Here is a 26358-nt window from a genome sequence, read left to right as displayed (position 1 = left end):
CCAGCCATCGTGCCAGTTGGCTCCGAAGGCCGCGTCACCGGACGGCCGCCCGGCGGTAGGCCCAGGTGGCGACGGCCAGCGAGACCACGCCGACCCCGGCGCACACGGCCATGTCGACGGCGACGTACGTCCAGTCGGGCCGCTCCGCGAAGGTGCGCGCGTACGCCTCCACGCCGTACGTCGAGGGCAGCAGGTCACGGGCGAGCCGTACGATCCCGGGCATCCGGTCGGGCGGCAGCACCCCGAGCAGCAGCGCCGCCGACATCCCCAACTGGCCGAGCAGCGTCGCGAGTTCCGGCCGCGGGGCGAGCAGCCCGCAGGCGGCGCCGAGCCCGGCGAGCGCGGCGCCCGCGAGCGGGATCACCGCGACCAGCACCCACAGGTTGGCCAGCGGCAGCCCGAACAGCACACAGCCGAAGACGGCGGTCACCAGCGTGCCCGGCACGGTGAAGGAGGCGTAGGCCGCCGCCGCGCCGAGCACCACGGCGGCCGGCGGCACGGGCAGCGTCGCGTAGTGGTCGAGGCCGCCGCTGAAGCGCAGCTGTCCGAAGTACTGGGAGAGCAGGTTCAGCGCGACGTAGGCGACGACGACGATGGAGGCGCCGGCCACCACGAAGTGGGCCTCGCCGCCGCCGCTGACCACGCCCCGCATCATGATCATGATGCCGACGGACTGGAAGGTCGCCACGAACAGCAGCGGGATCCGCGCCACCCGCGCCCGGGACAGCTGCGCCCGGTACACGGCCGCCAGCGACGGCCACAGCCGCGCCCGCGGGCACAGCTCGGCCGCCGCCGTCCGCCCGGCGCCGTCGCGCGGCCCGGCCGCCGGGGGGGCCGGCGCCTCGGTGGCCGGCAGGTCGGCGGGTACGACACTCACGTCGGGCTGCTCCTCTTCCCCGCGTCCGATGTGACGCGGTCCGGCACCGATCACGCTCACGCCTTCACCAGCCCCTGCCGGGCGGCGCCGCCGAGGGCCAGGTAGACGTCCTCCAGGCTCGGCGTGGCGAGGGTGAAGTCGTCTAGGGCGGTGAAGGCGGCCCCGCCGGTCACCGTCGCCACGGCGGCGCGGGCCTCCTCGGGGGCCAGGCGCAGGGTCCAGCGGCGCCCGGACTCCACCGCCCGCTCGCGCAGCGCGGCGACCTCCGGCACCTCCAGCGGCGCCCGTTCCCGCCACACCAGCTCGACCCGCACCTCGCCGGAGACCCGCTCCTTGAGGCCGGCCGGGGTGTCGCAGGCGATGACCCGGCCGCCGTCGAGGACGGCGACCCGGTCGAGGACCGTCTCGGCCTCGATGACGTTGTGGGTGACCAGCAGGACGGTCGTGCCGCGTTCGGCGCGCCGCCGGTCGACGGCGGACCACACCGCCCGCCGGGCGACCGGGTCCATGCCGGTGGTGGGCTCGTCCAGCACCAGCAGCGGACGCTCGCCGACCAGCGCGGCGGCGAAGCAGGCGAGCCGGCGCTGGCCGCCGGACAGCTTCTTCAGGGCGCGCCCGGCGATCGCGGTGAGCCCCAGTTCCTCCAGGACGGCGTCCCGCTCGGCCCGGGCCCGGGCGACGTCCAGGCCGCGCAGCCGTCCGGTGGTCTCGGCGGCCAGGGAGACGGTCAGCTCGTCCAGGGCGCCGGCCTCCTGGCCGAGATAGGCCAGCAGGCGCGCGGCGCGCTCGGGGTGGGCCACGATGTCGTGGCCGAGGATCTCCACGGTGCCGTGGTCGGGGCGCATCAGGCCGGTGAGCTGCCGGACGAGGGTGGACTTGCCGGCGCCGTTCGGGCCGAGCAGGCCGAAGATCTCGCCACGCCGGACGTCGAGGGCGACGTCGTCGGTGGCGCGCACCTCGGGTGTGCCGGGCGTGCCCCGCCGGCCGCGGGCCGCGGGGTAGGTCTTGGTCAGTCCGCGCACCGCGCACACGACGTCGTCTCCGGGCCGAAGTGCCTGTGCCACGCGCGTACTCACAAGGGACGAGGGTACGGGGTCGGTGCGCTTTACTCGCCCTTGGGGCGTCCTCTCCCGGTTCTTCCCGGGCCGCCCGGCCCGGCCGGACGGCGGCTCACCCGGCGGCCACCGGGCCTCTTCGGTCCGGACCGGGCCCCTCAGTCGCCCGCCGGGGCGTGTTCGACGCCGGTGCGCACGTCGATCTCGCGCCAGAAGCCGGCCCGGATGGCGTAACGGTCGTGTTCGTCGATCTGGTCGTCCTTGTGGGCGAGGAGGCCGAACCGGGCGGCGTAGCGCAGCAGCTCGCCGTCGATGCGGTGCGGGATGCGCGGGTACATCGAGGACAGCTTCTCCAGGTGGCCGTGGTCGCCGAGCCGTTCCACCCACCGCCGGGCGAACACCTGTCCGACCTCGTACGGGTCGCCGCCGACGGTCGTGATGTCCTCCTCCCGGTCGGCCCACCGCTGTTCGGCCGAGGTCAGCTGGGCGAGGGTGGGCATGGCGGCGGCCTCGGCGGGTTCGGCGGCCGTGCCGGGCCGCTCCACCCAGCCGCGGTCGGAGGACCAGCGCAGGGTGGCCGTCGGCGGGTGCGCGGGGGCGGCCTGCGGGGCGCCGGACGCGCGCAGGGCGGCGAGGTCCTTCGGGGTGGGCACGCCCTTGGCGGCCGGCATCCGCTCCACGGCGCCGTCGCGCGTGTCCGCGCCGTCGGCCGGGTGCGGGCGTTCGGCGGGGCGCTCGCCGGTCTGGGACAGCGCGGACTCGGGCAGCGGCGCGGAGAGGATGGCCGCGATCTCGGGGCGGGGCACGGGCGGCGGCGCGCAGATCCCGCCGTACTCCTTGGCGCGTACCGCCTTGGTGATCCAGGTGCGGTCCAGGACGCGGCGTTCGTCGGCCTCGGCGACCAGGTCCTCGGACTGGTTGTAGTCGCCGTCGGCGGCCTGCACGGCCCACAGGTGGACGGCGACGCCGTGCTCCTTGGCGGCCATCATGCCGGGCAGCAGATCGCCGTCGCCGGTGACCAGGACGACGTCGGAGCAGGCGCGGTTGCGGGCCAGTTCGGTCAGTTCCGCGTGCATGGCCGCGTCCACGCCCTTCTGCGCCCAGCGTCCGTCGCTGCGGGTCAGCGCGCCGAGCCGGACGGTCACGCGGGGCATCACGCGCAGTCTGCGGTGCTCGGGCTGCGGCACGCGGTCGGGAGCGCCGTCGAACCAGTAGATGCGCAGCAGCGGCCGTTCGGTGTCGGACTCGGCCTGTTCGCGCAGTTGCTGCACGAGCGCGGAATGATCGACGGTGATCCGGGAACGCGAAGGCTCCCCGGCGAGGAGGCTGGCGGCGGCCCCCAGCAGGTACCCGGCGTCCACCAGGACGATGCAGCGGTCCACGCGATCCACCCTCTTTCCGGGAGGTTGTTTCGGGTTTTGTTGCTTCGGGTTTCGCTTCGGAGCTTGTTTCGAGTCTGCCCGACCACGCCGGGGTTAACGGCCCGAACTCGATCTTCGGCGTGGCGTTTCCGGGCCCCGCGGCCCGATGACCCTTGTCACATACGGTAATTATCCGACATGCGTTCATTGTCGGCGTGTGTGAATCTGGTCGCGGCCCTGGCCCCTAGATCCCCCACAGGAGGCTGATCACCATGGCCAAGAACCGCAAGCAGGACCGCAGCCGGCAGAAGACGTCCGTGGCCGCCAACGGCCCTCGGGAGACGGAGCACTCCGTGACGGAGCCGCAGCCCGAGCACCACTCGCCGCAGCTGAGTCCCACCGAGGCGGCCCGCAAGGGACGCCAGAAGCGCTTCGGCCACAACTGATTCCGGCCCGAGGCGCGTTGAGCGGACTCTGAGCCCGGTACCGAGAGGGGGCGTACCCGATGCGCACGGGTACGCCCCCTTCTTCATGGCTCGTTCGCCGCCGGATGCCGGAGCCGGATACCGAAGCCCGATGCCGAAGCCGGGTGCCGCAGCCGGGTGCCGTCAGCCCGCCAGGCAGGACGGGCCGAGGAGGACCTTCAGGTCACCGAAGAGGGCCGGGTCCGGCTTCACCCGGTGCCGGTCCAGGCGCAGCACCGTCGTCTTCGTCGGGCCCTGGAGCTTGATCCGCACCTCGCTCTCGCCCCGGTGGTGGGTGAGGATCTCGCCGAGGCGGCTGACCATCGGCGGGGTGACCCGGGTGGCCGGGATGGTGAGGATCACGGGGGCGTTGGCACCGGCGTTGGACAGGTCGGGGACCTGGAGTTCCATGGCGACCAGACGCGGCACGTCCTCCCGCTTGTCGAGCCGGCCCTTGACGAACACCACGGCGTCCTCGACGAGTTGGGTGGACACCAGCTGGTAGGTCGCCGGGAAGAACATGCACTCGATGGAGCCGGCCAGGTCCTCCACGGTGGCGATCGCCCACGCGTTGCCCTGCTTGGTCATCTTGCGCTGCAGGCCCGAGATGATGCCGCCGATGGTGACGACCGCGCCGTCGGCGTGCTCGCCGCCGGTGAGCTGGGAGATACCGGCGTCGGCCTTGTCGGCGAGCACGTTCTCCAGGCCGAACAGGGGGTGGTCGGAGACGTAGAGACCGAGCATCTCCCGCTCCTGGGCGAGCAGATAGGTCTTGTCCCACTCGTCCGGGGAGAACTCCACGTCGAGTCCGAAGCCGGGCTCGCTGCTGGTCTCCTCGCCCATGCCGCCGAAGAGGTCGAACTGGCCCTCGGCCTCCTTGCGCTTGACCGCGACCACGTTGTCGATCATCGGCTCGTACTGCGCGGTGAGGCCCTTGCGGGTGTGGCCCATGGTGTCGAAGGCGCCGGCCTTGATCAAAGACTCGGTGGTGCGCTTGTTGCAGACCACGGCCTCGACCTTGTCGAGGTAGTCGGGGAAGGAGGAGTACTTCCCCTTGGCCTTGCGGGTCCTGATGATCGACTCGACGACGTTGGTGCCGACGTTGCGGACGGCGGAGAGGCCGAAGAGGATCACATCGTCGCCCTGGGCGGCGAAGTTCGACTCGGACTCGTTGACGTTGGGCGGGAGCACCTTGATGCCCATGCGCCGGCACTCGTTGAGGTAGACCGCCGACTTGTCCTTGTCGTCCTTGACGGAGGTCAGCAGCGCGGCCATGTACTCGGCGGGGTGGTTCGCCTTGAGGTAGGCGGTCCAGTACGACACCAGGCCGTAGGCGGCGGAGTGGGCCTTGTTGAAGGCGTAGCCGGCGAACGGGACCAGCACGTCCCACAGCGCCTGGATGGCCTCGTCGCTGTAGCCGTTCTTCTTGGCGCCGGCCTGGAAGATGGTGAAGTTCTTGGCCAGCTCGTCGGGCTTCTTCTTGCCCATCACGCGGCGCAGGATGTCGGCCTCGCCGAGCGAGTAGCCGGCGATGATCTGGGCGGCCTTCTGCACCTGCTCCTGGTAGACGATCAGGCCGTAGGTGACGTCCAGGACCTCCTTGAGGGGCGCCTCCAGCTCGGGGTGGATCGGCGTGATCTCCTGGAGGCCGTTCTTGCGCAGCGCGTAGTTGGTGTGCGAGTCCATGCCCATCGGGCCCGGCCGGTACAGCGCGGACACGGCGGAGATGTCTTCGAAGTTGTCCGGCTTCATCAGGCGCAGCAGGGAGCGCATGGGGCCGCCGTCGAACTGGAAGACGCCGAGGGTGTCGCCGCGCTGGAGCAGTTCGAAGGTCGTCGGGTCGTCCAGCGGCAGGGCGAGGAGATCGATGTCGATCCCCTTGTTGGACTTCACCATCTTGACGGCGTCGTCCATGATCGTCAGGTTGCGCAGGCCGAGGAAGTCCATCTTCAGCAGGCCGAGCGACTCGCAGCTCGGGTAGTCCCACTGGGTGATGGTCACGCCGTCGGTGTGCCTGACCCAGACCGGGACGTGCTCGGTGATGGTCTCGCTGGACATGATCACGCCGGCGGCGTGGACGCCCATCTGCCGCACCAGGCCCTCGACGCCCTTGGCGGTGTCGATGACCTTCTTGACGTCCGGCTCGTTCTCGTACATCGCGCGGACCTCGCCGGCCTCGCTGTAGCGCGGGTGCGAGGGGTTGGTGATGCCGTCCAGGTCGATGCCCTTGCCGAGGACGTCGGCGGGCATGGCCTTGGTGATGCGGTCGCCCATCGCGTACGGGTAGCCCAGCACGCGCGCGGAGTCCTTGATCGCGTTCTTGGCCTTGATCTTGCCGTAGGTGCCGATCATGGCGACCTTGTCGGCGCCGTATTTCTCCGTGACGTACCTGATCACCTCGACGCGCCTGCGCTCGTCGAAGTCGATGTCGACGTCGGGCATGGAGACGCGCTCGGGGTTGAGGAACCGCTCGAAGATCAGACCGTGCGGGATCGGGTCGAGGTCGGTGATGCCCAGGGCGTAGGCGACGATCGAGCCGGCCGCCGAGCCTCGGCCGGGGCCCACCGCGATGCCGTTGTTCTTGGCCCACATGATGAAGTCGGCGACGACGAGGAAGTAGCCCGGGAACCCCATCTGGATGATGACGTCCATCTCGTACTCGACCTGCTTCTGGCGGTCCTCGGGGATGCCGCCGGGGAAGCGGCGCTCCATGCCGCGGCGCACTTCCTCCTTGAACCAGGTGACCTCGGTGTAGCCCTCGGGGATGTCGAACTTGGGCATCAGGTCGCGCTTGACGAACATGCCCGTGGTGTCGACCATCTCGGCCACCAGCAGCGTGTTGGCGCAGCCCTCCTGCCAGGCGTCCGAGGAGTCGATGGCGTACATCTCGTCGGTGGACTTCAGGTAGTAGCCGGTGCCGTCGAACTTGAAGCGGTCGGGGTCGGAGAGGTTCTTGCCGGTCTGGATGCACAGCAGGGCGTCGTGGGCGGTCGCCTCGTGCGCGTAGGTGTAGTGCGAGTCGTTGGTGACCAGCGGCGGGATGCCGAGCTTCTTGCCGATCTCCAGGAGGCCGTCGCGGACCCGGTGCTCGATGTCGATGCCGTGGTCCATCAGCTCCAGGAAGTAGCGGTCCTTGCCGAAGATGTCCTGGTAGTCGGCGGCGGACTTCAGGGCCTCGTCGAACTGGCCGAGGCGCAGCCGGGTCTGCACCTCGCCGGAGGGGCAGCCGGTGGAGGCGACGATGCCCTCGGACCACTGCGCGATGGTCTCCTTGTCCATGCGCGGCCACTTCTGCAGCCAGCCCTCGGCGTAGGCGTCGGAGGAGAGGCGGAAGAGGTTGTGCAGGCCCGTGCTGTTGACCGCCCACATCGTCTTGTGGGTGTAGCCGCCGGAACCGGAGACGTCGTCGCGCTTCTGGTGCGGCTGGCCCCACTGGATCTTGCGCTTGTTGCGCCGGGACTCGGGGGCGACGTACGCCTCGATGCCGATGATCGGGGTGACCCCGGCCTTCTGCGCGGTGTGGAAGAAGTCGTACGCCCCGTGGAGGTTGCCGTGGTCGGACATGGCGATGTGCGTCATGCCCATCTCGTTGCACGCGTCGAACATGTCCTTCAGCCGCGCGGCACCGTCCAGCAGCGAGTACTGGGTGTGGACGTGCAGGTGCGTGAACGGCGGTTTCGACACGGTTCGGCCTCCTGGGGGAATGCGGTGGCGGCGGGCTTCGGACAAGTCTGGGGGTCAGCGTCGAAGTCTATGCCCCGCCGCTGACACCCGGGCCGCCCCGCCGCGTACCTTCATGCGAAGGAGAGACGGGCACTCCCCGGCGGCGCCGGACGTTGCCCCCGGAGGAAGACCCGTCCCGAACGTCACGTACCACCTGTACCAGGAGGCATCCCCCGATGTCGGTCCCCCAGCTCAGCGACGAGCAGCGCGGCGAGGAGATCCTCGCCGTCTTCGACACCGCCTTCGGCGAGCTCCTGGCCGCCGACCCGGCCGCGTTCCGCGTGAAGTTCCGGAAGATGGCGGCCTCGGCCTTCGCGTTCTACCGGGGCACGGCCTGCCTCTTCTACCACGACCTCGCGGCCGGCAGCGGCGGCTCGATAGCCGGCGGGCCCTACCTGGACGAGCGCACCTCGCGCGTGTGGATCCACGGCGACCTGCACGCGGAGAACTTCGGCACCTACATGGATTCGAACGGGCGTCTGATCTTCAACGTCAACGACTTCGACGAGGCCTACGTCGGCCCGTTCACCTGGGACGTCCAGCGCTTCGCCGCCTCCATCGCCCTGATCGGGTACGCCAAGGCGCTCAGCGACGACCAGATCACCGAGCTGGTGCGGGTCTACGCCGCCGCCTACCGGGAGCGGATCCACGCCCTGGCGACCGGCGCCAAGGACGACGAGGTGCCGCCCTTCACCCTGGACACCGCCGAGGGCCCGCTGCTGGACGCGCTGCGCGACGCCCGGTCGCTGACCCGGTTCGGGCTGCTGGAGTCGATGACGGAGATCCGCGACTTCGAGCGCCGCTTCGCGCCCGGCGGCGGCTCCATCGAGCTGGACGCCGCCACCCGCTACAAGGTGCTCGCCGCCTTCGACGGCTATCTGGAGACGCTGCCCGAGTCCTCGCTGGCCCGGCCGGACTCCTACCGCGTCAAGGACGTCGTCGGCCGCCGCGGCATCGGCATCGGCTCGGCCGGGCTGCCGTCGTACAACATCCTGCTGGAGGGCAACAGCGACGCCCTGGAGAACGACGTGGTGATCTACGTCAAGCAGGCGCAGACCCCGGCCGTCTCCCGGCACATCGCCGACCGGGCGATCCGCGACTACTTCCAGCACGAGGGCCACCGCACGGTGATCTCCCAGCGCGCCCTCCAGGCGCACGCCGACCCGTGGCTGGGCTGGACCGAGCTGGACGGCGCGGGCCAGCTGGTCGCCGAGGTCTCGCCGTACGCCGTGGACCTGGAGTGGGGCGACATCGACGACCCGGAGGAGATCGCGCAGGTCGTCGCCGACCTCGGCCGGGCCACGGCCACCATGCACGCGGCGGCCGACGACCAGTCCGGGGAGTCGCTGGTGCCGTTCTCCACCGAGCGGGCCATCGACGCGGCCATCGCCGCCGACGAGGAGGGCTTCGCCCCGCTCCTGGTGGACTTCGCCCACGCCTACGGCGCCCGCGCGCGCGGCGACCACCAGATCTTCGTGGACCTGTTCCGCAACGGACGCATTCCGGGTCTGTGACGGAAGGGCCGCTCACAGGGATCCTTTAGAGACCCCTTACCGGCCCGCATGACACACTCTCCTCTCGCTATGGACATATCCGGGATCCCGCTCAGAGCCGTACGCGCGGCGCTGTTCACGGCCGTGGTCGTGACGCTCAGCACCGCGTCGCACGTGCTGCTGTCGCAGGTCCCGCTGCCGCTGAACACGGTGGCCGCCGTCGCGGCCGCCGTGTTCACACTGGCCTACGCCCTGGCCGGCCGCGAGCGCGGTTTCGGGCGGATCGCCGCCCTGCTGATCCCGCTGGAGCTGGCCGCCGACACGGTCTTCACCACCGGCCAGCACCTGTGCTACGGCCCCGCGGGCGGCCCGGTCGCCGGGCCCCTGCGCTCGGTCGGCTGGGACGTGCTGTGCGGCAACCGGCACGACGTGGCCACACCGCTGGCCCGGATGACCGGGACGAACGCCGACCGGCTCGCGCCGCTGCTCGCGCACGCCGACCCGGCGACCGCCTGGCTGCTGCTGGCCGCGCACATCGGCGTCGGCCTCCTCGCGGCGGCCTGGCTGCGCCGCGGCGAACGCGCCCTGAGCCGGCTGCTGCGCTCGGCGGCGGCGCTCACCTTCCGGCCGCTGCTGCTCGCGGCGGCCGCCGTCGCGGTCCGCCGCGAGCGCGCCGCGGCCCGGCCGGTGCGGCCCGCGCCGCCCCGCGGCAGGCCGCGCGCCCTGCTCCTCGCGCACTCCCTGGGACGGCGCGGCCCGCCGTGCCCGGCCGCCCTCGTCTGACGTCCCGGAGCCGGCTTCCCGAGGCCGAGTCCTCGAAGCCCGCGCACTCGAACACCGAGTCCGCGAAGACCGAGTCCGCGAAGACCGGCTCCCCGAAGCGACGACGGCGCCCCGAGCACGACAGGTACCGACCGAATCCCGCGCGGCCCGGCCGCGCGTTCCCCAGGAGAACACCACCATGAGCAAGCGGAACAGCCAGACGGCGAAGACGGCGGCCCGGGAGCGGCTGCGCGCCGAGCGCGAGCGCCAGGCCAAGCGCGACAAGGCGAAGCGGCAGATCATCGTCGCCTGCTCGGTCGTCGCCGTGCTGGCGGCGGCCGGCGGCATCGGCTACGCCGTCGTCCAGGCCAACAAGCCGGGCTACTGGGAGGCCGTGAAGGACGACAAGGTCGTCGCGCCGGCCAACACCACCGGCGAGAACGGCTCGACGGTGATCATCGGCAAGAGCACGGCCAAGAAGACCCTCAAGGTCTACGAGGACCCGCGCTGCCCCGTGTGCGCGCAGTTCGAGCAGACCGTCGGCCCGACCCTGAAGAAGGACCTGGACGACGGCAAGTTCAAGATGCAGTTCATCGGCGGCACGTTCATCGACGGCGACGCGCTCGGCAAGGGCACGATCGGTTCGCGCGGCGAGGGCTCCAAGAACGCGATGAGCGCCCTGGGCGCCGCCCTCAACGTGAGCCCCGAGGCGTTCCTCGAGTTCAAGACCGCGCTCTACTCCGCCAAGTGGCACCCGGAGGAGACGACCGACAAGCTCAAGGACGACTCCTACCTCATCAAGATCGCCGACACCGTCCCCGCGCTGAAGAACAACGCCAAGTTCCAGAACGCGGTGAAGAACGGCACCTACGACGCCTGGGCGCTGGCGATGTCGAAGAGCTGGGACACCAACAAGGACGGCGTGACGGGCACCCCGAGCCTCGTCATGGACGGCAAGATCCTCACGCCTCCGGGTTCGCAGAACGCGCCGATGACCGTGGACGAGTTCAACTCGGTGGTGGGCGCGGCCCTCAAGGGCTGACCCCGCCCCGCCGCGAGGCCGTGGCCACCTCCCGCGCGGGGGGCCACGGCCTCGCGGCGCCCGCAAGTCCCTCTCGACCGGCGAGGGCATCAAGGCGACCGTCCAGATCTGCGTCCGCGACCGCGCCGACGGCGACCCGGAGCACTGCGCCACCCAGTACGGCAAGGCCTGATCCGAGCCCTGACCGCGCCCCGGACGCGGGGCGCGGGCCGCGCGTTCCCCGGACGCGGGGGACGCCCGGGCCGATCACCGGTGAAGAGCGGGCGAACTTTTGCCGGTTCGCCCGCTCCCGCGCGTACTGATCAGTAATCTGATCGCCCGTGACCAGTCGATACAGATCAATCCAGGACGACGGCTCGCGCCCCGAGACCGTCAACCCGCTGTCCCCGAGCCGCCGTACGGTCGTCAAGGCCGCGGCGGCCGGCGCCGTGCTGGCGGCGCCCCTCGCCGCCGCGCTGCCCGCGCGGGCGGCCACCGCGACGCCCGCCTTCCTGCACGGCGTCGCCTCCGGAGACCCGCTGCCCGACGGCGTCCTGCTGTGGACCCGGGTGACCCCCACCGAGGAGGCCGTACCGGGCTCCGGGCTCGGCCCGGACACCGAGGTGAGCTGGGTGGTGGCCCGCGACAAGGCGCTCACGGACGTCGTCGCCCGCGGCTCCACCACCGCCACCGCCGCCTCCGACCACACCGTCAAGGCCGACATACGCGGCCTGGAACCGGCCACCGACTACTGGTTCCGCTTCTCCGCCGGCGGCGCGGACTCCCCCGTCGCCCGCACCCGCACCACCCCCGCGCACGACGCCGCCGTCAGCGGGCTGCGCTTCGGCGTGGTCTCCTGCGCCAACTGGGAGGCCGGCTACTTCTCGCCGTACCGGCACCTCGCGGCCCGCGGCGACCTGGACGCCTGGCTGCACCTCGGCGACTACATCTACGAGTACAAGTCGGGCGAGTACGCGGCGCGCGGCAAGGTGGTCCGCCCGCACGCCCCGGCCAACGAGATCCTCACGCTCGCCGACTACCGGACCCGGCACGCCAAGTACAAGACGGACCCCGACCTGCAGGCGCTGCACCACCGGGCGCCGGTCATCGCGATCTGGGACGACCACGAGTTCGCCGACAACGCCTGGTCGGGCGGCGCGGTCAACCACACCGAGGGCGCCGAGGGCGCCTGGAGCGACCGCAAGGCCGCCGCCAAGCAGGCCTACTTCGAGTGGATGCCGGTCCGCCCGGCGATCGCCGGCACCACCTACCGCCGGCTGCGCTTCGGCAAGCTCGCCGATCTGTCCCTGCTCGACCTGCGCTCCTTCCGCTCCCAGCAGGCCTCCACCGGCAGCGGCTCGGTCGACGACCCGGACCGCACCATCACCGGCCGCGCCCAGCTCGACTGGCTGAAGGCCAATCTCGCCTCGTCCGACACCACCTGGCGGCTGGTCGGCAACTCGGTGATGATCTCCCCCTTCGTCGTCGGCTCGCTCTCCGCGGACCTGCTCAAGCCGCTGGCGAAGCTGCTCGGGCTGCCGCAGGAGGGCCTGGCGATCAACAGCGACCAGTGGGACGGCTACACCGACGACCGCCGCGAGCTGCTGGCCCATCTGCGGACCAACGCCATCCGCAACACCGTCTTCCTGACCGGCGACATCCACATGGCGTGGGCCAACGACGTGCCGGTGGACGCCGGCACCTACCCGCTGTCGGCGTCGGCCGCCACGGAGTTCGTGGTCACCTCGCTGACCTCGGACAACCTCGACGACATCGTCAAGGTGCCCGAGGGCGTGGTCTCGGCGGTGGCGGCGCCGGTCATCCAGGCCGCCAACCGGCACGTCCACTGGGTCGACACCGACCGCCACGGCTACGGCGTCCTGGACATCACCGCCGAGCGCGCGCAGATGGACTACTACGTCGTCTCCGACCGCACGAACCCGAACGCGACCTCGTCCTGGGCGCGTTCGTACCGCACCCGCAGCGGCACGCAGAAGGTCGAGCGGACGTACGACCCGGTGTAGCCGAGCCCGTCGTCCCGCGGGCCGCCCGCAGGCCGCCCTCCTGCGGGCCGCCCCGAGGTCCGGGCGCCGTCTACAGGCTGTCGAGGAAGCCGAGGGCCACCCGCCAGGTGGCCTCGGCCGCCTCCTCGTCGTAGTCCGGCATGCCGGGGTCGGTGTAGAGGTGGCCGGCCCCCGGGTAGCGGTAGATCTCCACGTCGGCGCCGGCCCGGCCCATCTGGAGGTACCAGGCGCTCAGCCAGTCGTCCGTCTCGAACGGGTCGGGCTCGGCCACGTGCAGCTGGACCGGCAGCCCGTCCACGGACGCGTTCGGCGCGATGTCCGAGGTGCCGTGCAGGAGCAGCAGCCCGCGCGCCTTCTCGTCGCCGAGGGCGAGGGTCTGCGCGATCGAGGCGCCGAGCGAGAACCCGGCGTACACCAGGCCCCGTTCCGAGTACGGCGCCGCCGCCAGCACGGCCCGTCTGAGCAGCTCGTCCTTGCCGATGCCGTCCTTGAAGGCCATGCCCTCCTCGACCGAGTCGAACGTACGCCCCTCGAAGAGGTCCGGGGTCCACACCTCGTGCCCGGCGGCGCGCAGCCGGTCCGCGGCCTCGCGCACGGCGGGCCTGAGGCCTTGGGTCGAGTGGAAGAGCACGATGTTCATGAGGCCATGGTGCCAGCCGGGTACGACAACGCCCGGCCCGGCCGGCCGCCGCCTGCCGCCGCCGGGCGCGGGCAGGGGCGGACGGGCGCGGACGGGCGCGGGCAGGCGCGGACGTAAGCCTCGCCACACCGCACGGGCGCTACCCGCGAACGCGGCGAAGACACATGTTCATGCCCGGCCGGCTCCGGTTAGGAGCGCAGGCATGGAGAACGTACTCCGCCCGCTTGCCGTGATCGGCGGCTCGGTGCTGCTCACGCTGATCATCGGCTGGGCCACCGACCTGCTGCTGCGCAAGGCCGACGAACGGCACCACGAGACACCCTTGTGGGGCCTGTTGCGCCGTGCCCGCGTGCCCTATCAACTCGTCCTGTGCGCCGCCCTGCTCAGAGGCTCCTACGACCAGGCCAAGCTGCTCCTGGAGCACCGGGCCGGGATCGGCCGGACGCTGACGCTGGTGCTGATCGGATCGGCCGCCTGGCTGGCCATCCGGATCGCCGGGGCCATAGTCGAGACCTCGTACTCGCGCTACGCCAGCGCCCGCGCCCACCGCGACCCGGCCCGGGTGCGCCGGGTGCGCACCCAGGTCGAGCTGATCATGCGCGTGGTCTCGGCGGTCGTCATCGTCGTGGCCGCCGCCTCGATGCTGCTGACCTTCCCCGCGATGCGCGCGGCCGGGGCCTCGCTGCTGGCCTCGGCCGGCATCCTCGGCATCGTCGCGGGCGTCGCCGCGCAGTCCACGCTGAGCAACATGTTCGCCGGGCTGCAGATCGCCTTCGGCGACATGGTGCGCATCGGCGACACCGTGGTCGTCGACGGCGAGTGGGGCACGGTGGACGAGATCACGCTGACCTATCTGACGGTGCGCACCTGGGACGAGCGCCGGATCACCATGCCGGTGTCCTACTTCACGGCCAACCCGTTCGAGAACTGGTCGCGCGGCACCCCGCAGATGACCGGCACCGTCTTCTGGCACCTGGACCACTCCGCGCCGCTGGAGGCGATGCGCACGAAGCTGCGCGACATCGTGCGCGAGTGCCCGGCCTGGGACGGCCGCGCCTACAACCTGTACGTCACGGACACCACCCCGAACACCATCGAGGTGCGGGCGCTGGTGACGGCGAAGGACGCCGACGACATCTTCACGGTGCGGGTCGCGGTGCGCGAGGAGATGATCCGCTGGCTGTGCGCGGAGCACCCCTACGCGCTGCCCCGCGTCAACACGGCGCACGCGGTGCCGCCGCAGGGCCGCGCGGAGGAGGGCGCGCCCGAGCGCGACGGCGCGGAACGGCCCCGGCCCGCGCTGGACAAGGACGACCGTCGGCCCCGTGACGGGGTCCGCGCCGAGTCCGTCGGCAGGCCGGGGCGCCGGTGAGGCGCCGTCGGCTCAGTGGCCGCGTTCCGCGCCGCCGTTGACCTGGACGATCTGCGAGGTGACGTGGCCGGCCGCCGGGGAGGCCAGCCAGTGCAGGGTGGCGGCGACGTCGCCCGGGGTCCCGGCCCGGCCGTCGGCGGTCTCGGCGATCAGCCGCTCGCGGCGGGCCTCGTCCATCGCGTCGCCGAAGAACTCGGTGTCCTCGATGTAGCCGGGCGCCACCACGTTGACCGTGATCCCGCGCGGGCCCAACTGGCGGGCCAGGTCGTGGGCGTAGGGGTGCAGCGCCGCCTTGGACGCGGCGTAGGCGCCGGTGCCCGAGCCCCGGTAGGCGGCGATGGAGCTGAGGAACAGCACCCGTCCGCCGGGCTCGGCGAGCCGGTCCTTCAGGGCCTCGGTGAGGAGCACCGCGGTCAGCGTGTTGAGACGGAAGTTGACGCTCCAGTTGTCGGCGACGAGGTCGAGCGGATCGTCCCGCTCCACCCGGGGCTCCAGCTGACCGGTCCCTCCGGCGGCGTGGATCAGCACGTCCACCGCGCCGAGTTCGCCGGCCACGAACCGGGCCGCCCGGCGCACTCCGGCCACGTCCGCGACGTCGGCCGCGAAGGTGAGCGCCCCGGGCACGTCCGCCTTCCGCAGCACCTCCTCCCGCCGGCCGAGCAGCAGGACCCGGTCGCCGTCGGCCGCGAACGTCTGCGCCGCGGCCAGCCCGATCCCCGTACCGCCACCACTGATCACCACGTTGCGAGTCATGCTCCCGAGCCTAGGGCCGTCCCTCGGTACGGCACGGCAATTACGGGGCCGCCACACCACGGCGGACGCGCGCCCGGCGCGGACCGCACGGCCCGCGGCCGACGGCCGGCGCAGGGCGTCGGGCGTCGGGCATCGACGCCGGCTGCGGCCCGCACCCAGCGGACGCCCGTCGGCGAAGCCCACGGCCTGCAGACGCCGAAAGAAAGCCCACGGCCGGCGGTCACGGACCGCGGCCGGCAGACGGCAGACGGCAGACGGCAGACGGCAGACGGCAGACGGCAGACGGCAGCAGCAGCCGCCCGCAGGCCGGCGATCCGCCGAGACCGCCACCGGCGGCGACCGCCGCTCAGCGCAGGCTGCGGACGTCCAGATGGCGCAGCACCCGGTCCACGATCTCCGGGTCGGCGCCGGGCTCGCTGCGGGCGGCCAGCACCTCGTGCCGGGCCGCGCTCAGCATCTCGTTCTGGATCCGCCGCACCCGCCTGATCCGCCGTACCCGGTTCTCCTGCGCCTCCCGGCGCTCCTCGTCCCCGATCTGCGGGTTGATGCGCAGCCCGATCTCGAAGGCGCGGCGCAGCATCTGCTCGGACAGCTCCTCGGGCAGGTCCTCGACCGACTCGATCTCGCGCAGCCGCCGCTTGGCCGCCTTGGCCGCCCGTACCGCGAGCTGCTTCTCGAACTCCTTCTCGCGCTCGGTGTCGGCCCGCACCCCCAGCTTCCTGACCAGCCAGGGCAGGGTGAGGCCCTGGACGACGAGGGTCGCCATGATGACCCCGAAGGCGATGAAGACGATCTCGTCGCGGTCGGGGAAGGGCGCGCCGGTCTCCGTCTTCAGCGGGATGGCGAGCGCCAGCGCCACCGAGGCCACGCCGCGCATCCCGGACCACCACATGACGACGGTCTCCCGCCAGCTGGTCGGGATGTCCTCGTCGTAGTCGCGCAGCGCGTGCAGGCGTTTGGTGAGCCAGGTCGCCGGGAGCAGCCACAGCAGCCGTACGAGCACCACCACGGCCACGACCGCACCGGCCCAGCCGAGCAGTTCGTGCCAGCGACCTGAGGCGGTCCGGATGGCGTTGTGCAGCTCCAGGCCGATCAGTCCGAAGGCGACGCCGGTGACGAGGGTGTCGACGACGTCCCAGACGGTGTGCCCGGCCAGCCGGGACAGCACGTCGTCGGCGTCGGCGGCGTACTCGGCGAGGAACAGCGCGGTGGTCAGCACGGCGAGGACGCCGGAGCCGTGCAGTTCCTCCGCCAGGACGTAGGACGCGTAGGGCACCAGCAGGGTCAGGCCGATCTGGAGGGTGGCGTCGCCGAGCCGGTCCAGCATCTTGTTGGCGCCCCAGCCGAGCGCCACGCCGATGATCAGGGCGACCACGGCGGACAGCACCAGGTCGAGCCCGGCCCGCCAGACGGAGAACTCGCCGCTGATCGCGGCGGCGATCGCCACGTGGTAGAGCACGATGGCGGTGACGTCGTTGAACAGGCCCTCGCCCTCCAGGATCGACACCAGGCGGCGGGGCAGCCCGAGCTGTCCGGCGACGGCGGTGGCGGCGACCGGGTCGGGCGGGGCGACCAGCGCGCCGAGCGCCACCGCGGCGGCCACCGGCAGCCCCGGCACGATGGTGTGCGCGACGGCGGCGACACAGATCGTGGTGACGAACACCAGCGCGACGGCCAGCAGGAAGATCGGCCGTTTGTTCGCCGCGAACTGGCGCCAGGAGGTGCGCCGTACGGCGGCGTAGAGCAGCGGCGGCAGCAGCGCGGGCAGGATCAGCTCGGGCGGGATGTCGACGTTCGGCACGAACTTCAGCAGCGCCAGCACGATCCCGAGGAGGGTCATCAGCACCGGCGCGGGCAGCCCGAGCCGGTCGCCGACCGGGACACTGATCACGGCCCCGAGCAACACGATGAACAGCAGGGCCAACTGATCCACGGTCAGCGCTCCGGGAGGTCGGACGATCACACGGCAGACCTCAAGACTGCCATGCCACCCAGCTCACCGGCCCCTTCGGGGGCCGCGGCCCGCTTCCCGGCGCGGCGGCCGGACCGCCGCACCCGCCTTCGCGGGGGCCCTAGAGGGCGCGTCGCATCGCGCGGTGCGGAATGCCGGCGTCCGGGAACTCCGGTCCGTACGCCGTGTAGCCGAGCCGCTCGTAGAAGCCGAGGGCGTGCGTCTGCGCGTGCAGATCGACGGCCGTGAGGCCACGCGCGCGTGCCGCCTCCTCGACGGCGCGCACCAGGGCGACGCCGACGCCCAGTCCGCGGGCCTCCTTGACGACGGCGAGCCGCCCGAGGGAGCCGACGCCCGCCTCGCCGCCGGTCTTCGCCGCGGCCGCCTCGCCGTGCAGCAGCCGGCCGGTGCCCAGCGGCACGCCGTCCGCGCGGACGGCCAGGACGTGCACGGCGACGGCGTCGTACGCGTCGTACTCGATCTCCTCGTCGACGCCCTGTTCGGCGACGAAGACCTCCTTGCGGACCGCGAAGCAGGCCTCGCGGTCGGCGGGGCTCTCGGCGGGACGCACCTCGTACGCCACGGGGGACGGGCTCATGCGTAGGTCTCCTCGCGGACCTGGTCCAGGGCCTGCTGGAGGTCCTCGGGGTAGTCGCTGGCGAACTCCACCCACTGGCCGTCGCCGGGGTGCTCGAAGCCGAGCCGCACCGCGTGCAGCCACTGCCGGGTCAGCTTCAGCCGCTTGGCGAGCGTGGGGTCGGCGCCGTAGGTCAGGTCGCCGACGCAGGGGTGGCGGTGGGCCGCCATGTGGACGCGGATCTGGTGGGTGCGGCCGGTCTCCAGCTTCACGTCGAGCAGGGAGGCGGCGCGGAACGCCTCGATCAGGTCGTAGTGCGTCACGGAGGGCTTGCCGTCGGCGGTGACCGCCCACTTGTAGTCGTGGTTGGGGTGCCGGCCGATGGGCGCGTCGATGGTGCCGCTGGTCGGGTCGGGGTGGCCCTGGACCAGGGTGTGGTAGCGCTTGTCGACCGTGCGCTCCTTGAACTGGCGCTTGAGCGACGTGTACGCGTACTCGGACTTGGCGACCACCATCAGACCGGAGGTGCCCACGTCGAGGCGGTGCACGATGCCCTGGCGCTCGGCGGCGCCGGAGGTGGAGATCCGGTAGCCGGCGGCGGCCAGCCCGCCGATGACGGTGGGGCCGCTCCAGCCGGGGCTGGGGTGGGCGGCGACGCCGACCGGCTTGACGATCACCACGACGTCGTCGTCGTCGTGCACAATCTCCATGCCCTCGACCGGCTCGGCGACGACCTGCACGGGCGCGGGCGCCTGCGGCATCTCGACCTCCAGCCAGGCGCCGCCGCGCACCCGCTCGGACTTGCCGACCGCCGTGCCGTCGACCAGCACCTTGCCCGCCGCGGCCAGCTCGGCCGCCTTCGTACGGGAGAAGCCGAACATGCGGGAGATGGCGGCGTCGACGCGCTCGCCCTCCAGGCCGTCGGGCACGGGCAGGGTACGGATCTCGGGAAGCGTGCTCACCCGTCGAGTATGCCGGACGGCTCCGGTGCTCCCGAACGGCAGCCTGTCCGGCTCAGTCCTTGTGGACGGTGCCGTCCGGGTCCAGGCCGCGGAAGGAGAGCAGCACGATCAGGATGCCGCCGCACACGATCGCCGAGTCGGCGAGGTTGAAGACGGCGAAGTGCTTGGGCGAGATGAAGTCGACGACCGCGCCCTTGAACACGCCCGGCGAGCGGAAGATCCGGTCGGTGAGGTTGCCGAGCGCGCCGCCGAGCAGCAGGCCGAGGGCGATCGCCCAGGGCAGGCTGTACAGCTTGCGGGCCAGCCGGACGATCACCACGATCACGGCGGCGGCGATCACCGTGAAGATCACCGTGTAGGCCTCGCCGAAGCTGAAGGCGGCGCCCGAGTTGCGGATCGCCTCCAGCTGGAGCCAGTCCCCGACGACCCGCACGGGCGCGTGGTGCTCCAGCTTGGCGACCACCAGCAGCTTGCTGACCAGGTCGAGGGCGTACGCGAACGCCGCGACCGAGAACAGCACGGCGATCCGGCGCCCGCGGCGGGGTCGCTCGGGCCCGGCCGCGTCCGGCGCGGGCTGTGCGCCCGCGCGGGGCGACGCCTCGGCGGCCTCGGGCGCGGCGGGGGCCGTGCCGTCCGTCCCGGCCGTCGTGCCGTCGGCGCCGGACGGCTCGCCCGGCCCCGACCGTGCGCCCGGCCGCTGCCCGGGCCGCTTGGCCTCCGGGGTGTCGTCCGGCGTACCGATGATGCGCTCCGCCTCTGCCACGTGAGTCCCTCGACCTAGGTACCTGACTGAGGACGAGGGTACGGCACGCCCCGGACCCGGTTCAGTACCGGCGTTCCTGCTTCTGCTTGCACTCCACGCACAGGGTGGCGCGCGGGAAGGCCTGCATACGGGCCTTGCCGATGGGGTCGCCGCAGTTCTCGCACAGGCCGTAGGTGCCGGCGTCGAGCCGGTCCAGGGCGCGCTCGGTCTGCAGGAGCATCTCGCGGGCGTTGGCGGCGAGCGCCATCTCGTGCTCGCGCGTGATGTTCTTGGTGCCGGTGTCGGCGTCGTCGTCGCCCGCACCGTCGCCGGAGTCCCGCATCAGGCCCGCCAGGGACTCCTCGGACGAGGTGATCTCGGTGCGCAGCCGTTCCGTCTCGGACTGCAGCTCCGCGCGGGCCTCGTCGACCTCCTCCGCGGTCCACGGGTCCTCGCCCGGCCGTACCGCGAGGTCGCCGGGCTCGGCCGCGGCGGCGAGGCGCGCCTTGGGGACGGCGGAGGTGTCCGCCGTGGCCGCCGTACCAGGGGTCTTCTTAGCAACCACCGTCGTGACTCCCGTCTGCTCCGCGGTCCGAGCCGCGCCCGCCTTCTTGCCCGTGCTCTTCCTGCCCACACCGGCGCCTTCCGCACCCTTGCGGTGGGCTCCGTTCCGCCGGGTTCCGTCCGCACCCGCCGTCCGCCTCCCGGAGGGCGTCCCGGGGGCCGCACGGCCGGTCCGCTCGCGGCCGGCCCGCTCCCGGCCGGCGGCCGAGGGCGCGTCGGCGGCCGTCGGGACGACGGCGTCCACGCGCGCGCGTGCGGTGCGTTTCGTGGGGGCCGCCGGCTTCCCGGCCGCGGTTCCCGCGCTCGTCCCGCCGGACGCCGACTGCTCGGCGGTCTTCCTCACCACCATGGCCGCGGCCCCTTCACATATTGTGATCTTCCCAGAAGAATCGTGCTGGGACGATAAATCGACACGGGTCGCGCGGCAACGGGGCACGCCGCCCGATGCGCCCGCCTCACGGGTACCGCTCGGCAGGCATGCATGCGTTGTGCCCCGCTCCCCGCCGGGTAATCCGGCCGGCCGCGCCCGCCGCGATCCGGACACCGTCCCGCGCGCCGTTCGGGTCACCGCGTGCCCCCGCCGTCCCCGTGCCGCCCGTCCCCGCGCCGCCCCGGACCATGGGACCGGTCGGCCCCGTACCGGAAAACCGGTCGGCCGCTGTCCGCGGCGCGCCGTACACTGGGGCGCAGCGAGAAGCGTGGATGGGGACGAGTAGCGGCGTACGCAGCCCAGAGCGACCCGGGGACGGTGGGAGCCCGGGGGCGAGCGCGACGTGAAGATCACCCCGGAGCCGCCGGAAGAACGCCCCGTAAGGCCGCGGGGCCAGTAGAACCGGCATCGCGACCCCAATGAGGGGGCTCGTCGGCGCGTACGGCGCACCGGGGGGCCAAGGAGGGTGGTACCGCGGGAGCGCGCCGCACACGGCGTAGGAAGCACGAAGGCTCTCGTCCCTCCGACGGAAGGCAGCACGTCCGCCGGAGGAAGCTCGTTGAACACGCAGCCGCAGTACCGCCAGGTGCCCGCCCAGGTCGACCTGCCCGCGCTCGAACACGCGGTGCTCGACTTCTGGCGCGAGCAGAAGATCTTCGCCAAGAGCCTCGAGCAGTCCGAGGGCCGCCCCGAGTGGGTGTTCTACGAGGGCCCGCCCACCGCCAACGGCATGCCGGGCGCCCATCACATCGAGGCGCGCGTCTTCAAGGACGTCTTCCCCCGCTTCCGCACCATGCGCGGCTACCACGTGGCCCGCAAGGCCGGCTGGGACTGCCACGGCCTGCCGGTGGAGCTGGCGGTCGAGAAGGAGCTGGGGTTCAGCGGCAAGCAGGACATCGAGGCGTACGGCATCGCCGAGTTCAACGCCAAGTGCCGTGAGTCGGTGACCCGGCACACCGACGCGTTCGCCGAGCTGACGACCCGCATGGGCTACTGGGTCGACCTGGACGACGCCTACCGCACCATGGACCCCGAGTACGTGGAGTCGGTGTGGTGGTCGCTGAAGGAGATCTTCGACAAGGGCCTGCTGGTCCAGGACCACCGCGTGGCCCCCTGGTGCCCGCGCTGCGGCACCGGCCTGTCCGACCACGAGCTGGCGCAGGGCTACGAGACGGTCGTGGACCCCTCGGTCTACGTCCGCTTCCCGCTGACCTCCGGCCCGCTGGCGGGCGAGGCCGCGCTGCTGGTGTGGACGACGACCCCGTGGACCCTGGTGTCCAACACGGCGGTCGCCGCGCACCCCGAGGTGACGTACGTCGTCGCGACGAACGGCGAGGAGAAGCTGGTCGTCGCCGAGCCGCTGGTCGCCAAGGCGCTCGGCGAGGGCTGGGAGCCCACCGGGCAGTCCTTCACGGGCGCGGAGATGGAGCGCTGGACGTACCGGCGCCCGTTCGAGCTCATCGAGTTCCCGAGCCCCGCCCACTTCGTGGTGAACGCCGAGTACGTGACGACCGAGGACGGCACGGGTCTGGTCCACCAGTCCCCCGCCTTCGGCGAGGACGACCTCAAGGTCTGCCGCGCCTACGACCTGCCGGTCGTCAACCCGGTGCGCCCCGACGGCACCTTCGAGGAGGAGGTCCCGCTGGTCGGCGGCGTCTTCTTCAAGAAGGCCGACGAGAAGCTCACCGAGGACCTCGCCGAGCGCGGCCTGCTCTTCAAGCACCTCCCCTACGAGCACAGCTACCCGCACTGCTGGCGCTGCCACACCGCGCTGCTGTACTACGCGCAGCCGTCCTGGTACATCCGCACCACGGCGGTCAAGGACCGGCTGCTGGAGGAGAACGAGAAGACCAACTGGTTCCCGGAGACGGTCAAGCACGGCCGCTTCGGCGACTGGCTGACCAACAACATCGACTGGGCGCTGTCCCGCAACCGCTACTGGGGCACCCCGCTGCCCGTCTGGCGCTGCGAGGAGGGCCACCTCACCTGCGTCGGCTCCCGCGCGGAGCTGACCGAGCTGACCGGCGCCGACCAGTCGGGCCTGGACCCGCACCGCCCGTTCATCGACGAGGTGACCTTCGCCTGCCCGCAGGACGGCTGCGGGGCGACGGCCACGCGCGTGCCGGAGGTCATCGACGCCTGGTACGACTCGGGCTCGATGCCGTTCGCGCAGTGGGGGTACCCGTACAAGAACAAGGAGCTGTTCGAGAGCCGCTACCCGGCGCAGTTCATCTCCGAGGCGATCGACCAGACCCGCGGCTGGTTCTACACGCTGATGGCCGTCGGCACGCTGGTGTTCGACCGGTCGTCGTACGAGAACGTCGTGTGCCTGGGCCACATCCTGGCCGAGGACGGCCGCAAGATGTCCAAGCACCTGGGCAACATCCTGCAGCCGATCCCGCTGATGGACCAGCACGGCGCGGACGCGGTGCGCTGGTTCATGGCGGCCGGCGGTTCCCCGTGGGCGGCCCGCCGGGTCGGTCACGGCACCATCCAGGAGGTCGTCCGCAAGACGCTGCTGACCTACTGGAACACGGTCGCCTTCCAGGCGCTGTACGCCCGTACGTCGAACTGGGCGCCGAGCGGGGCGGACCCGGCCCCGGCCGACCGTCCGGTGCTGGACCGCTGGCTGCTCAGCGAGCTGCACGCGCTGACCGACCAGGTCACCCAGGCCCTGGAGGCGTACGACACGCAGCGGGCCGGCAAGCTGCTGTCCGCGTTCGTCGACGACCTGTCCAACTGGTACGTCCGCCGGTCGCGCCGCCGCTTCTGGCAGGGCGACAAGGCCGCGCTGCGCACGCTGCACGAGGTCGTCGAGACGGTGACCAAGCTGATGGCGCCGCTGACCCCGTTCATCACCGAGCGGGTCTGGCAGGACCTGGTCGTGCCGGTGACGCCGGGCGCCCCGGAGTCGGTGCACCTCGCCTCCTGGCCCGAGGCCGACCTGTCGGCGATCGACCCGGAGCTGTCGCAGCAGATGGTGCTGGTACGGCGGCTGGTGGAGCTGGGCCGGGCCACGCGCGCGGAGTCGGGCGTCAAGACGCGTCAGCCGCTGTCGCGGGCGCTGGTCGCGGTGGCGGGCTTCGAGTCCCTGCACCCCGAGCTGCACGCGCAGATCACCGAGGAGCTGAACGTCTCCTCGCTGGCGTCGCTGTCCGAGGTCGGCGGGTCCCTGGTGGACACCACCGCGAAGGCCAACTTCCGGGCGCTCGGCAAGCGGTTCGGCAAGCGGGTGCAGGACGTGGCGAAGGCGATCGCCGCGGCCGACGCCGCCGCGCTGTCGCTGGCGCTGCGCGAGGGCACGGCGTCGGTGGAGGTCGACGGGGAGACCGTCGCCCTCGCGCCGGACGAGGTGATCATCACGGAGACCCCGCGTGAGGGGTGGTCGGTGGCGTCCGAGGCGGGCGCGACGGTGGCGCTGGACCTGGAGATCACGGAGGAGCTGCGGCAGGCCGGGCTCGCGCGGGACGCGATCCGGCTGATCCAGGAGGCGCGCAAGAACAGCGGTCTGGACGTCGCCGACCGGATCGCGCTGCGGTGGACGTCGACGGACCCCGCGGTCATCGCGGCGCTGTCGGAGCACGCCGGGCTGATCGCGGACGAGGTCCTCGCCACGGACTTCGCCCAGGGCGAGGCGGACGAGACGTACGGCGAGCCGTTCACCGACGAGGGCCTGTCCCTGACGTTCCGCCTCCGCAAGGCGTAGCCGCCCTGGGGGCTCCGCCCCCCAGACCCCCGTTCGCGCGGTTCCCCGCGCCCCTTGGAAGGGGCGCGGGGAACCGCGCGTTTGAAGGGGCGCGGGGAACCGCGCGAACGGCCCCCACCGCGCCGCGCCCGAAGACGCGCCCCACCCGCCCCGCGCCGGGGTCGAAGGGGCGGAGCCCCTGGAGGACGGGACGGGCAGGGGCGGCGGGGGCGAGACACCCCTCGCCCCCGCCGCGGACCCGGTGCCCCGGCGCACGAGAACGGCCCCGGAGGAGAAACCTCCGGGGCCGTTCTGCAGGCTGCCGACGCCTAGGTGGGGCCCTTCAGGGCCGCCGCCTCAGTTGTCGTCCTCGTCGATGAGGAAGCCCCGCATCGGCGACGGCGCCTGCCCCATCGGCGACGGCCCCTGCGGCCGCACCGGCGCCATCGGCTGGGTCATCGCCGGCGACATCTGCTGCTGACCGCCGTAGGACGGCCCGGACGGGCTCGGCGCACCGCCCATGCCCTGGTTCCCGCCGTACGACGGGGCGCTCGCACCGGCCGGAGCCATCGACGGCGCCGGGGACGGCGGCAGCGAGGCGGCGGCCGGGGTGCGCGGCGGCGCCAGCGAGTCGTCGGCCTGGGTCTCCAGCTGACGCAGCTGCGACTCCAGGTACGACTTCAGTCGCGTACGGTACTCGCGCTCGAAGCCCCGCAGGTCCTCGACCTTGCGCTCCAGCGTGGCGCGGGCGGACTCCAGGGAGCCCATCGCGACGCGGTGCTTCTCCTGCGCGTCCCGCTCCAGCGCGTCCGCCTTGGCGCGGGCGTCCCGCTCCAGGCCCTCGGCCCGGGAACGCGCCTCGCCCACGATCTTGTTGGCCTCGGAACGGGCCTCCGCGATCGCCTGGTCGGCGGTCTGCTGGGCCAGCGACAGCACGCGCGCGGCGCTGTCGCCACCGGGACCCTGACCCATCGGGCCGGGGCCGCCCATGGGACCGGGGCCACCCATCGGGCCCGGACCCATCTGGCCCTGCATCGGACCCTGGCCCATCGGACCGGGTCCCTGGCCCATCGGACCAGGACCCTGACCCATGGGGCCGGGACCCTGCGGGCCCTGTCCGCCGGGGCCGGCGGGCAGCTGCGGGGCACCGCTCGGCAGCTGGGGCGGGCCACCCATGGGGCCGCCCATCTGCTGCTGCGGCGGGCCCGATATCCCGGCGGGCACCGGAGCCCCGGGACCTCGCATGCCCTGCTGCGGCATACCACCCTGCTGGGGCATCCCGCCCTGCTGCGGCATTCCGCCCTGCTGCTGCGGGTGCTGCTGGTCCTGCTGCTCCGGGGGCTTGCGCATGTTCTGCTGGTTCTGGGCGGCCGCGCGCGTGGCGGCGGCCAGCTTGGCGCGCAGGTCCTCGTTCTCGCGGAGCAGACGGGTCAGCTCGGCTTCGACCTCGTCGAGGAAGGCATCGACCTCGTCCTCGTCATAGCCTTCTCGGAGGCGGACGGTCGTGAACTGCTTGTTCCGCACGTCCTCGGGGGTCAACGGCATCTCTTCACCTCAACGTAGTCATCGGCAGTCGGCAAGACCGTATCGTCCACAGTCACGTCGCGAGGTTCCCCACGATGTAGATCAGGATGTAGACGATGATCATCAGAACGAAGAAGGACAGGTCGAGCGCCACGCCCCCGAGACGCAACGGCGGGATGAACCGCCGCAGAAGCTTCAACGGTGGATCGGTGACAGTGTAGGTGGCCTCGAGAACGACCACCATCGCCTTGCCGGGTTGCCACGAGCGGGCGAACTGGAACACGTAGTCCATGACCAATCGGAAGATCAGCACGATGAGGAACACCATCAGCGCGATGTAAAGAACCTCCATGGCCACGCCCATGATCGGTGCTTCCC

The 26358-nt window shown here is 72.2% G+C and carries 20 protein-coding genes; 7 read left to right on the top strand and 13 right to left on the bottom strand.

Annotated elements, in window-relative coordinates:
* Positions 1–34: 34 nt before the first annotated feature.
* From K7787_RS05730 to K7787_RS05720, 3 genes are all read right to left on the bottom strand, one after another.
* On the bottom strand, positions 35–877 hold the full coding sequence (locus tag K7787_RS05730; protein WP_223000672.1) for an ABC transporter permease: 843 nt from the start codon (positions 875–877) through the stop codon (positions 35–37).
* Positions 878–933: 56 nt separating this feature from the next.
* A complete protein-coding gene (locus tag K7787_RS05725) occupies positions 934–1908 on the bottom strand; it encodes an ABC transporter ATP-binding protein (protein WP_223000724.1) in 975 nt (324 codons plus the stop codon).
* A gap of 182 nt (positions 1909–2090) precedes the next feature.
* Positions 2091–3314, bottom strand: a complete 1224-nt coding sequence (locus K7787_RS05720; protein WP_169436626.1) for an NYN domain-containing protein — start codon at positions 3312–3314, stop codon at positions 2091–2093.
* A gap of 251 nt (positions 3315–3565) precedes the next feature.
* Here K7787_RS05720 and K7787_RS05715 point away from each other — a divergent pair, with 251 nt between their 5' ends.
* Positions 3566–3739 (top strand): hypothetical protein, encoded by a 174-nt coding sequence (locus K7787_RS05715; RefSeq protein ID WP_019984386.1) that lies wholly within the window; start codon positions 3566–3568, stop codon positions 3737–3739.
* 162 nt (positions 3740–3901) lie between these two features.
* On the opposite strand, the gene dnaE is transcribed toward K7787_RS05715, so the two are convergent.
* Positions 3902–7441, bottom strand: a complete 3540-nt coding sequence (dnaE, locus tag K7787_RS05710; RefSeq protein ID WP_009188087.1) for a DNA polymerase III subunit alpha — start codon at positions 7439–7441, stop codon at positions 3902–3904.
* Positions 7442–7656: 215 nt separating this feature from the next.
* On the opposite strand from dnaE, the gene K7787_RS05705 reads away from it, so the two are divergent.
* The 4 genes from K7787_RS05705 (at position 7657) to K7787_RS05690 (ending at position 12780) form a co-directional block, all read left to right on the top strand.
* A complete protein-coding gene (locus K7787_RS05705) occupies positions 7657–8994 on the top strand; it encodes a DUF2252 domain-containing protein (protein WP_223000671.1) in 1338 nt (445 codons plus the stop codon).
* A gap of 69 nt (positions 8995–9063) precedes the next feature.
* Complete coding sequence (locus K7787_RS05700; protein ID WP_223000670.1) at positions 9064–9756, top strand: hypothetical protein; 693 nt, start codon at positions 9064–9066, stop codon at positions 9754–9756.
* A gap of 178 nt (positions 9757–9934) precedes the next feature.
* A complete protein-coding gene (locus K7787_RS05695) occupies positions 9935–10777 on the top strand; it encodes a thioredoxin domain-containing protein (RefSeq protein ID WP_009188090.1) in 843 nt (280 codons plus the stop codon).
* A gap of 320 nt (positions 10778–11097) precedes the next feature.
* A complete protein-coding gene (locus tag K7787_RS05690) occupies positions 11098–12780 on the top strand; it encodes an alkaline phosphatase D family protein (protein ID WP_223000669.1) in 1683 nt (560 codons plus the stop codon).
* A gap of 70 nt (positions 12781–12850) precedes the next feature.
* Here the strand turns inward: K7787_RS05690 and K7787_RS05685 are convergent, their stop codons facing one another.
* A complete protein-coding gene (locus K7787_RS05685; RefSeq protein ID WP_223000668.1) occupies positions 12851–13420 on the bottom strand; it encodes a dienelactone hydrolase family protein in 570 nt (189 codons plus the stop codon).
* Between the two features lie 202 nt (positions 13421–13622).
* Here K7787_RS05685 and K7787_RS05680 point away from each other — a divergent pair, with 202 nt between their 5' ends.
* Positions 13623–14792, top strand: coding sequence for a mechanosensitive ion channel family protein (locus K7787_RS05680; RefSeq protein ID WP_169436621.1), 1170 nt, complete (start codon positions 13623–13625; stop codon positions 14790–14792).
* Positions 14793–14804: 12 nt separating this feature from the next.
* On the opposite strand, the gene K7787_RS05675 is transcribed toward K7787_RS05680, so the two are convergent.
* From K7787_RS05675 to K7787_RS32390, 6 genes are all read right to left on the bottom strand, one after another.
* Positions 14805–15545 (bottom strand): SDR family NAD(P)-dependent oxidoreductase, encoded by a 741-nt coding sequence (locus tag K7787_RS05675; protein WP_164389383.1) that lies wholly within the window; start codon positions 15543–15545, stop codon positions 14805–14807.
* Between the two features lie 346 nt (positions 15546–15891).
* Positions 15892–17478, bottom strand: a complete 1587-nt coding sequence (locus K7787_RS05670) for a Na+/H+ antiporter (protein ID WP_043260694.1) — start codon at positions 17476–17478, stop codon at positions 15892–15894.
* Between the two features lie 139 nt (positions 17479–17617).
* Positions 17618–18094, bottom strand: coding sequence for a GNAT family N-acetyltransferase (locus tag K7787_RS05665; protein WP_019984395.1), 477 nt, complete (start codon positions 18092–18094; stop codon positions 17618–17620).
* Positions 18091–19035, bottom strand: a complete 945-nt coding sequence (locus K7787_RS05660; RefSeq protein ID WP_019984396.1) for an RluA family pseudouridine synthase — start codon at positions 19033–19035, stop codon at positions 18091–18093. Before K7787_RS05660 ends, K7787_RS05665 begins: the two co-directional genes overlap by 4 nt.
* Before the next feature lie 52 nt (positions 19036–19087).
* Entirely contained in the window at positions 19088–19798 is a 711-nt protein-coding gene (gene lspA / locus K7787_RS05655; protein ID WP_009188098.1) for a signal peptidase II, read from the bottom strand.
* 61 nt (positions 19799–19859) lie between these two features.
* Positions 19860–20690, bottom strand: coding sequence for a TraR/DksA family transcriptional regulator (locus K7787_RS32390; RefSeq protein ID WP_223000667.1), 831 nt, complete (start codon positions 20688–20690; stop codon positions 19860–19862).
* Between the two features lie 640 nt (positions 20691–21330).
* Between K7787_RS32390 and ileS the strand changes: the two genes are divergently transcribed.
* A complete protein-coding gene (gene ileS, locus K7787_RS05645; protein ID WP_223000666.1) occupies positions 21331–24477 on the top strand; it encodes an isoleucine--tRNA ligase in 3147 nt (1048 codons plus the stop codon).
* A 336-nt stretch (positions 24478–24813) separates the two neighbouring features.
* Here the strand turns inward: ileS and K7787_RS05640 are convergent, their stop codons facing one another.
* Both K7787_RS05640 and K7787_RS05635 read right to left on the bottom strand, forming a co-directional pair.
* Positions 24814–26001, bottom strand: coding sequence for a DivIVA domain-containing protein (locus K7787_RS05640; protein ID WP_043260695.1), 1188 nt, complete (start codon positions 25999–26001; stop codon positions 24814–24816).
* Between the two features lie 52 nt (positions 26002–26053).
* Positions 26054–26344, bottom strand: a complete 291-nt coding sequence (locus K7787_RS05635; protein ID WP_009188102.1) for a YggT family protein — start codon at positions 26342–26344, stop codon at positions 26054–26056.
* Positions 26345–26358: the final 14 nt, after the last annotated feature.

This window comes from Streptomyces sennicomposti, from assembly GCF_019890635.1.
Taxonomy (GTDB): Bacteria; Actinomycetota; Actinomycetes; order Streptomycetales; family Streptomycetaceae; genus Streptomyces; species Streptomyces sennicomposti.
The sequence above is the reverse complement of the archived record's forward strand: the minus strand, read 5'-3'. Positions and strand labels throughout refer to the sequence as shown.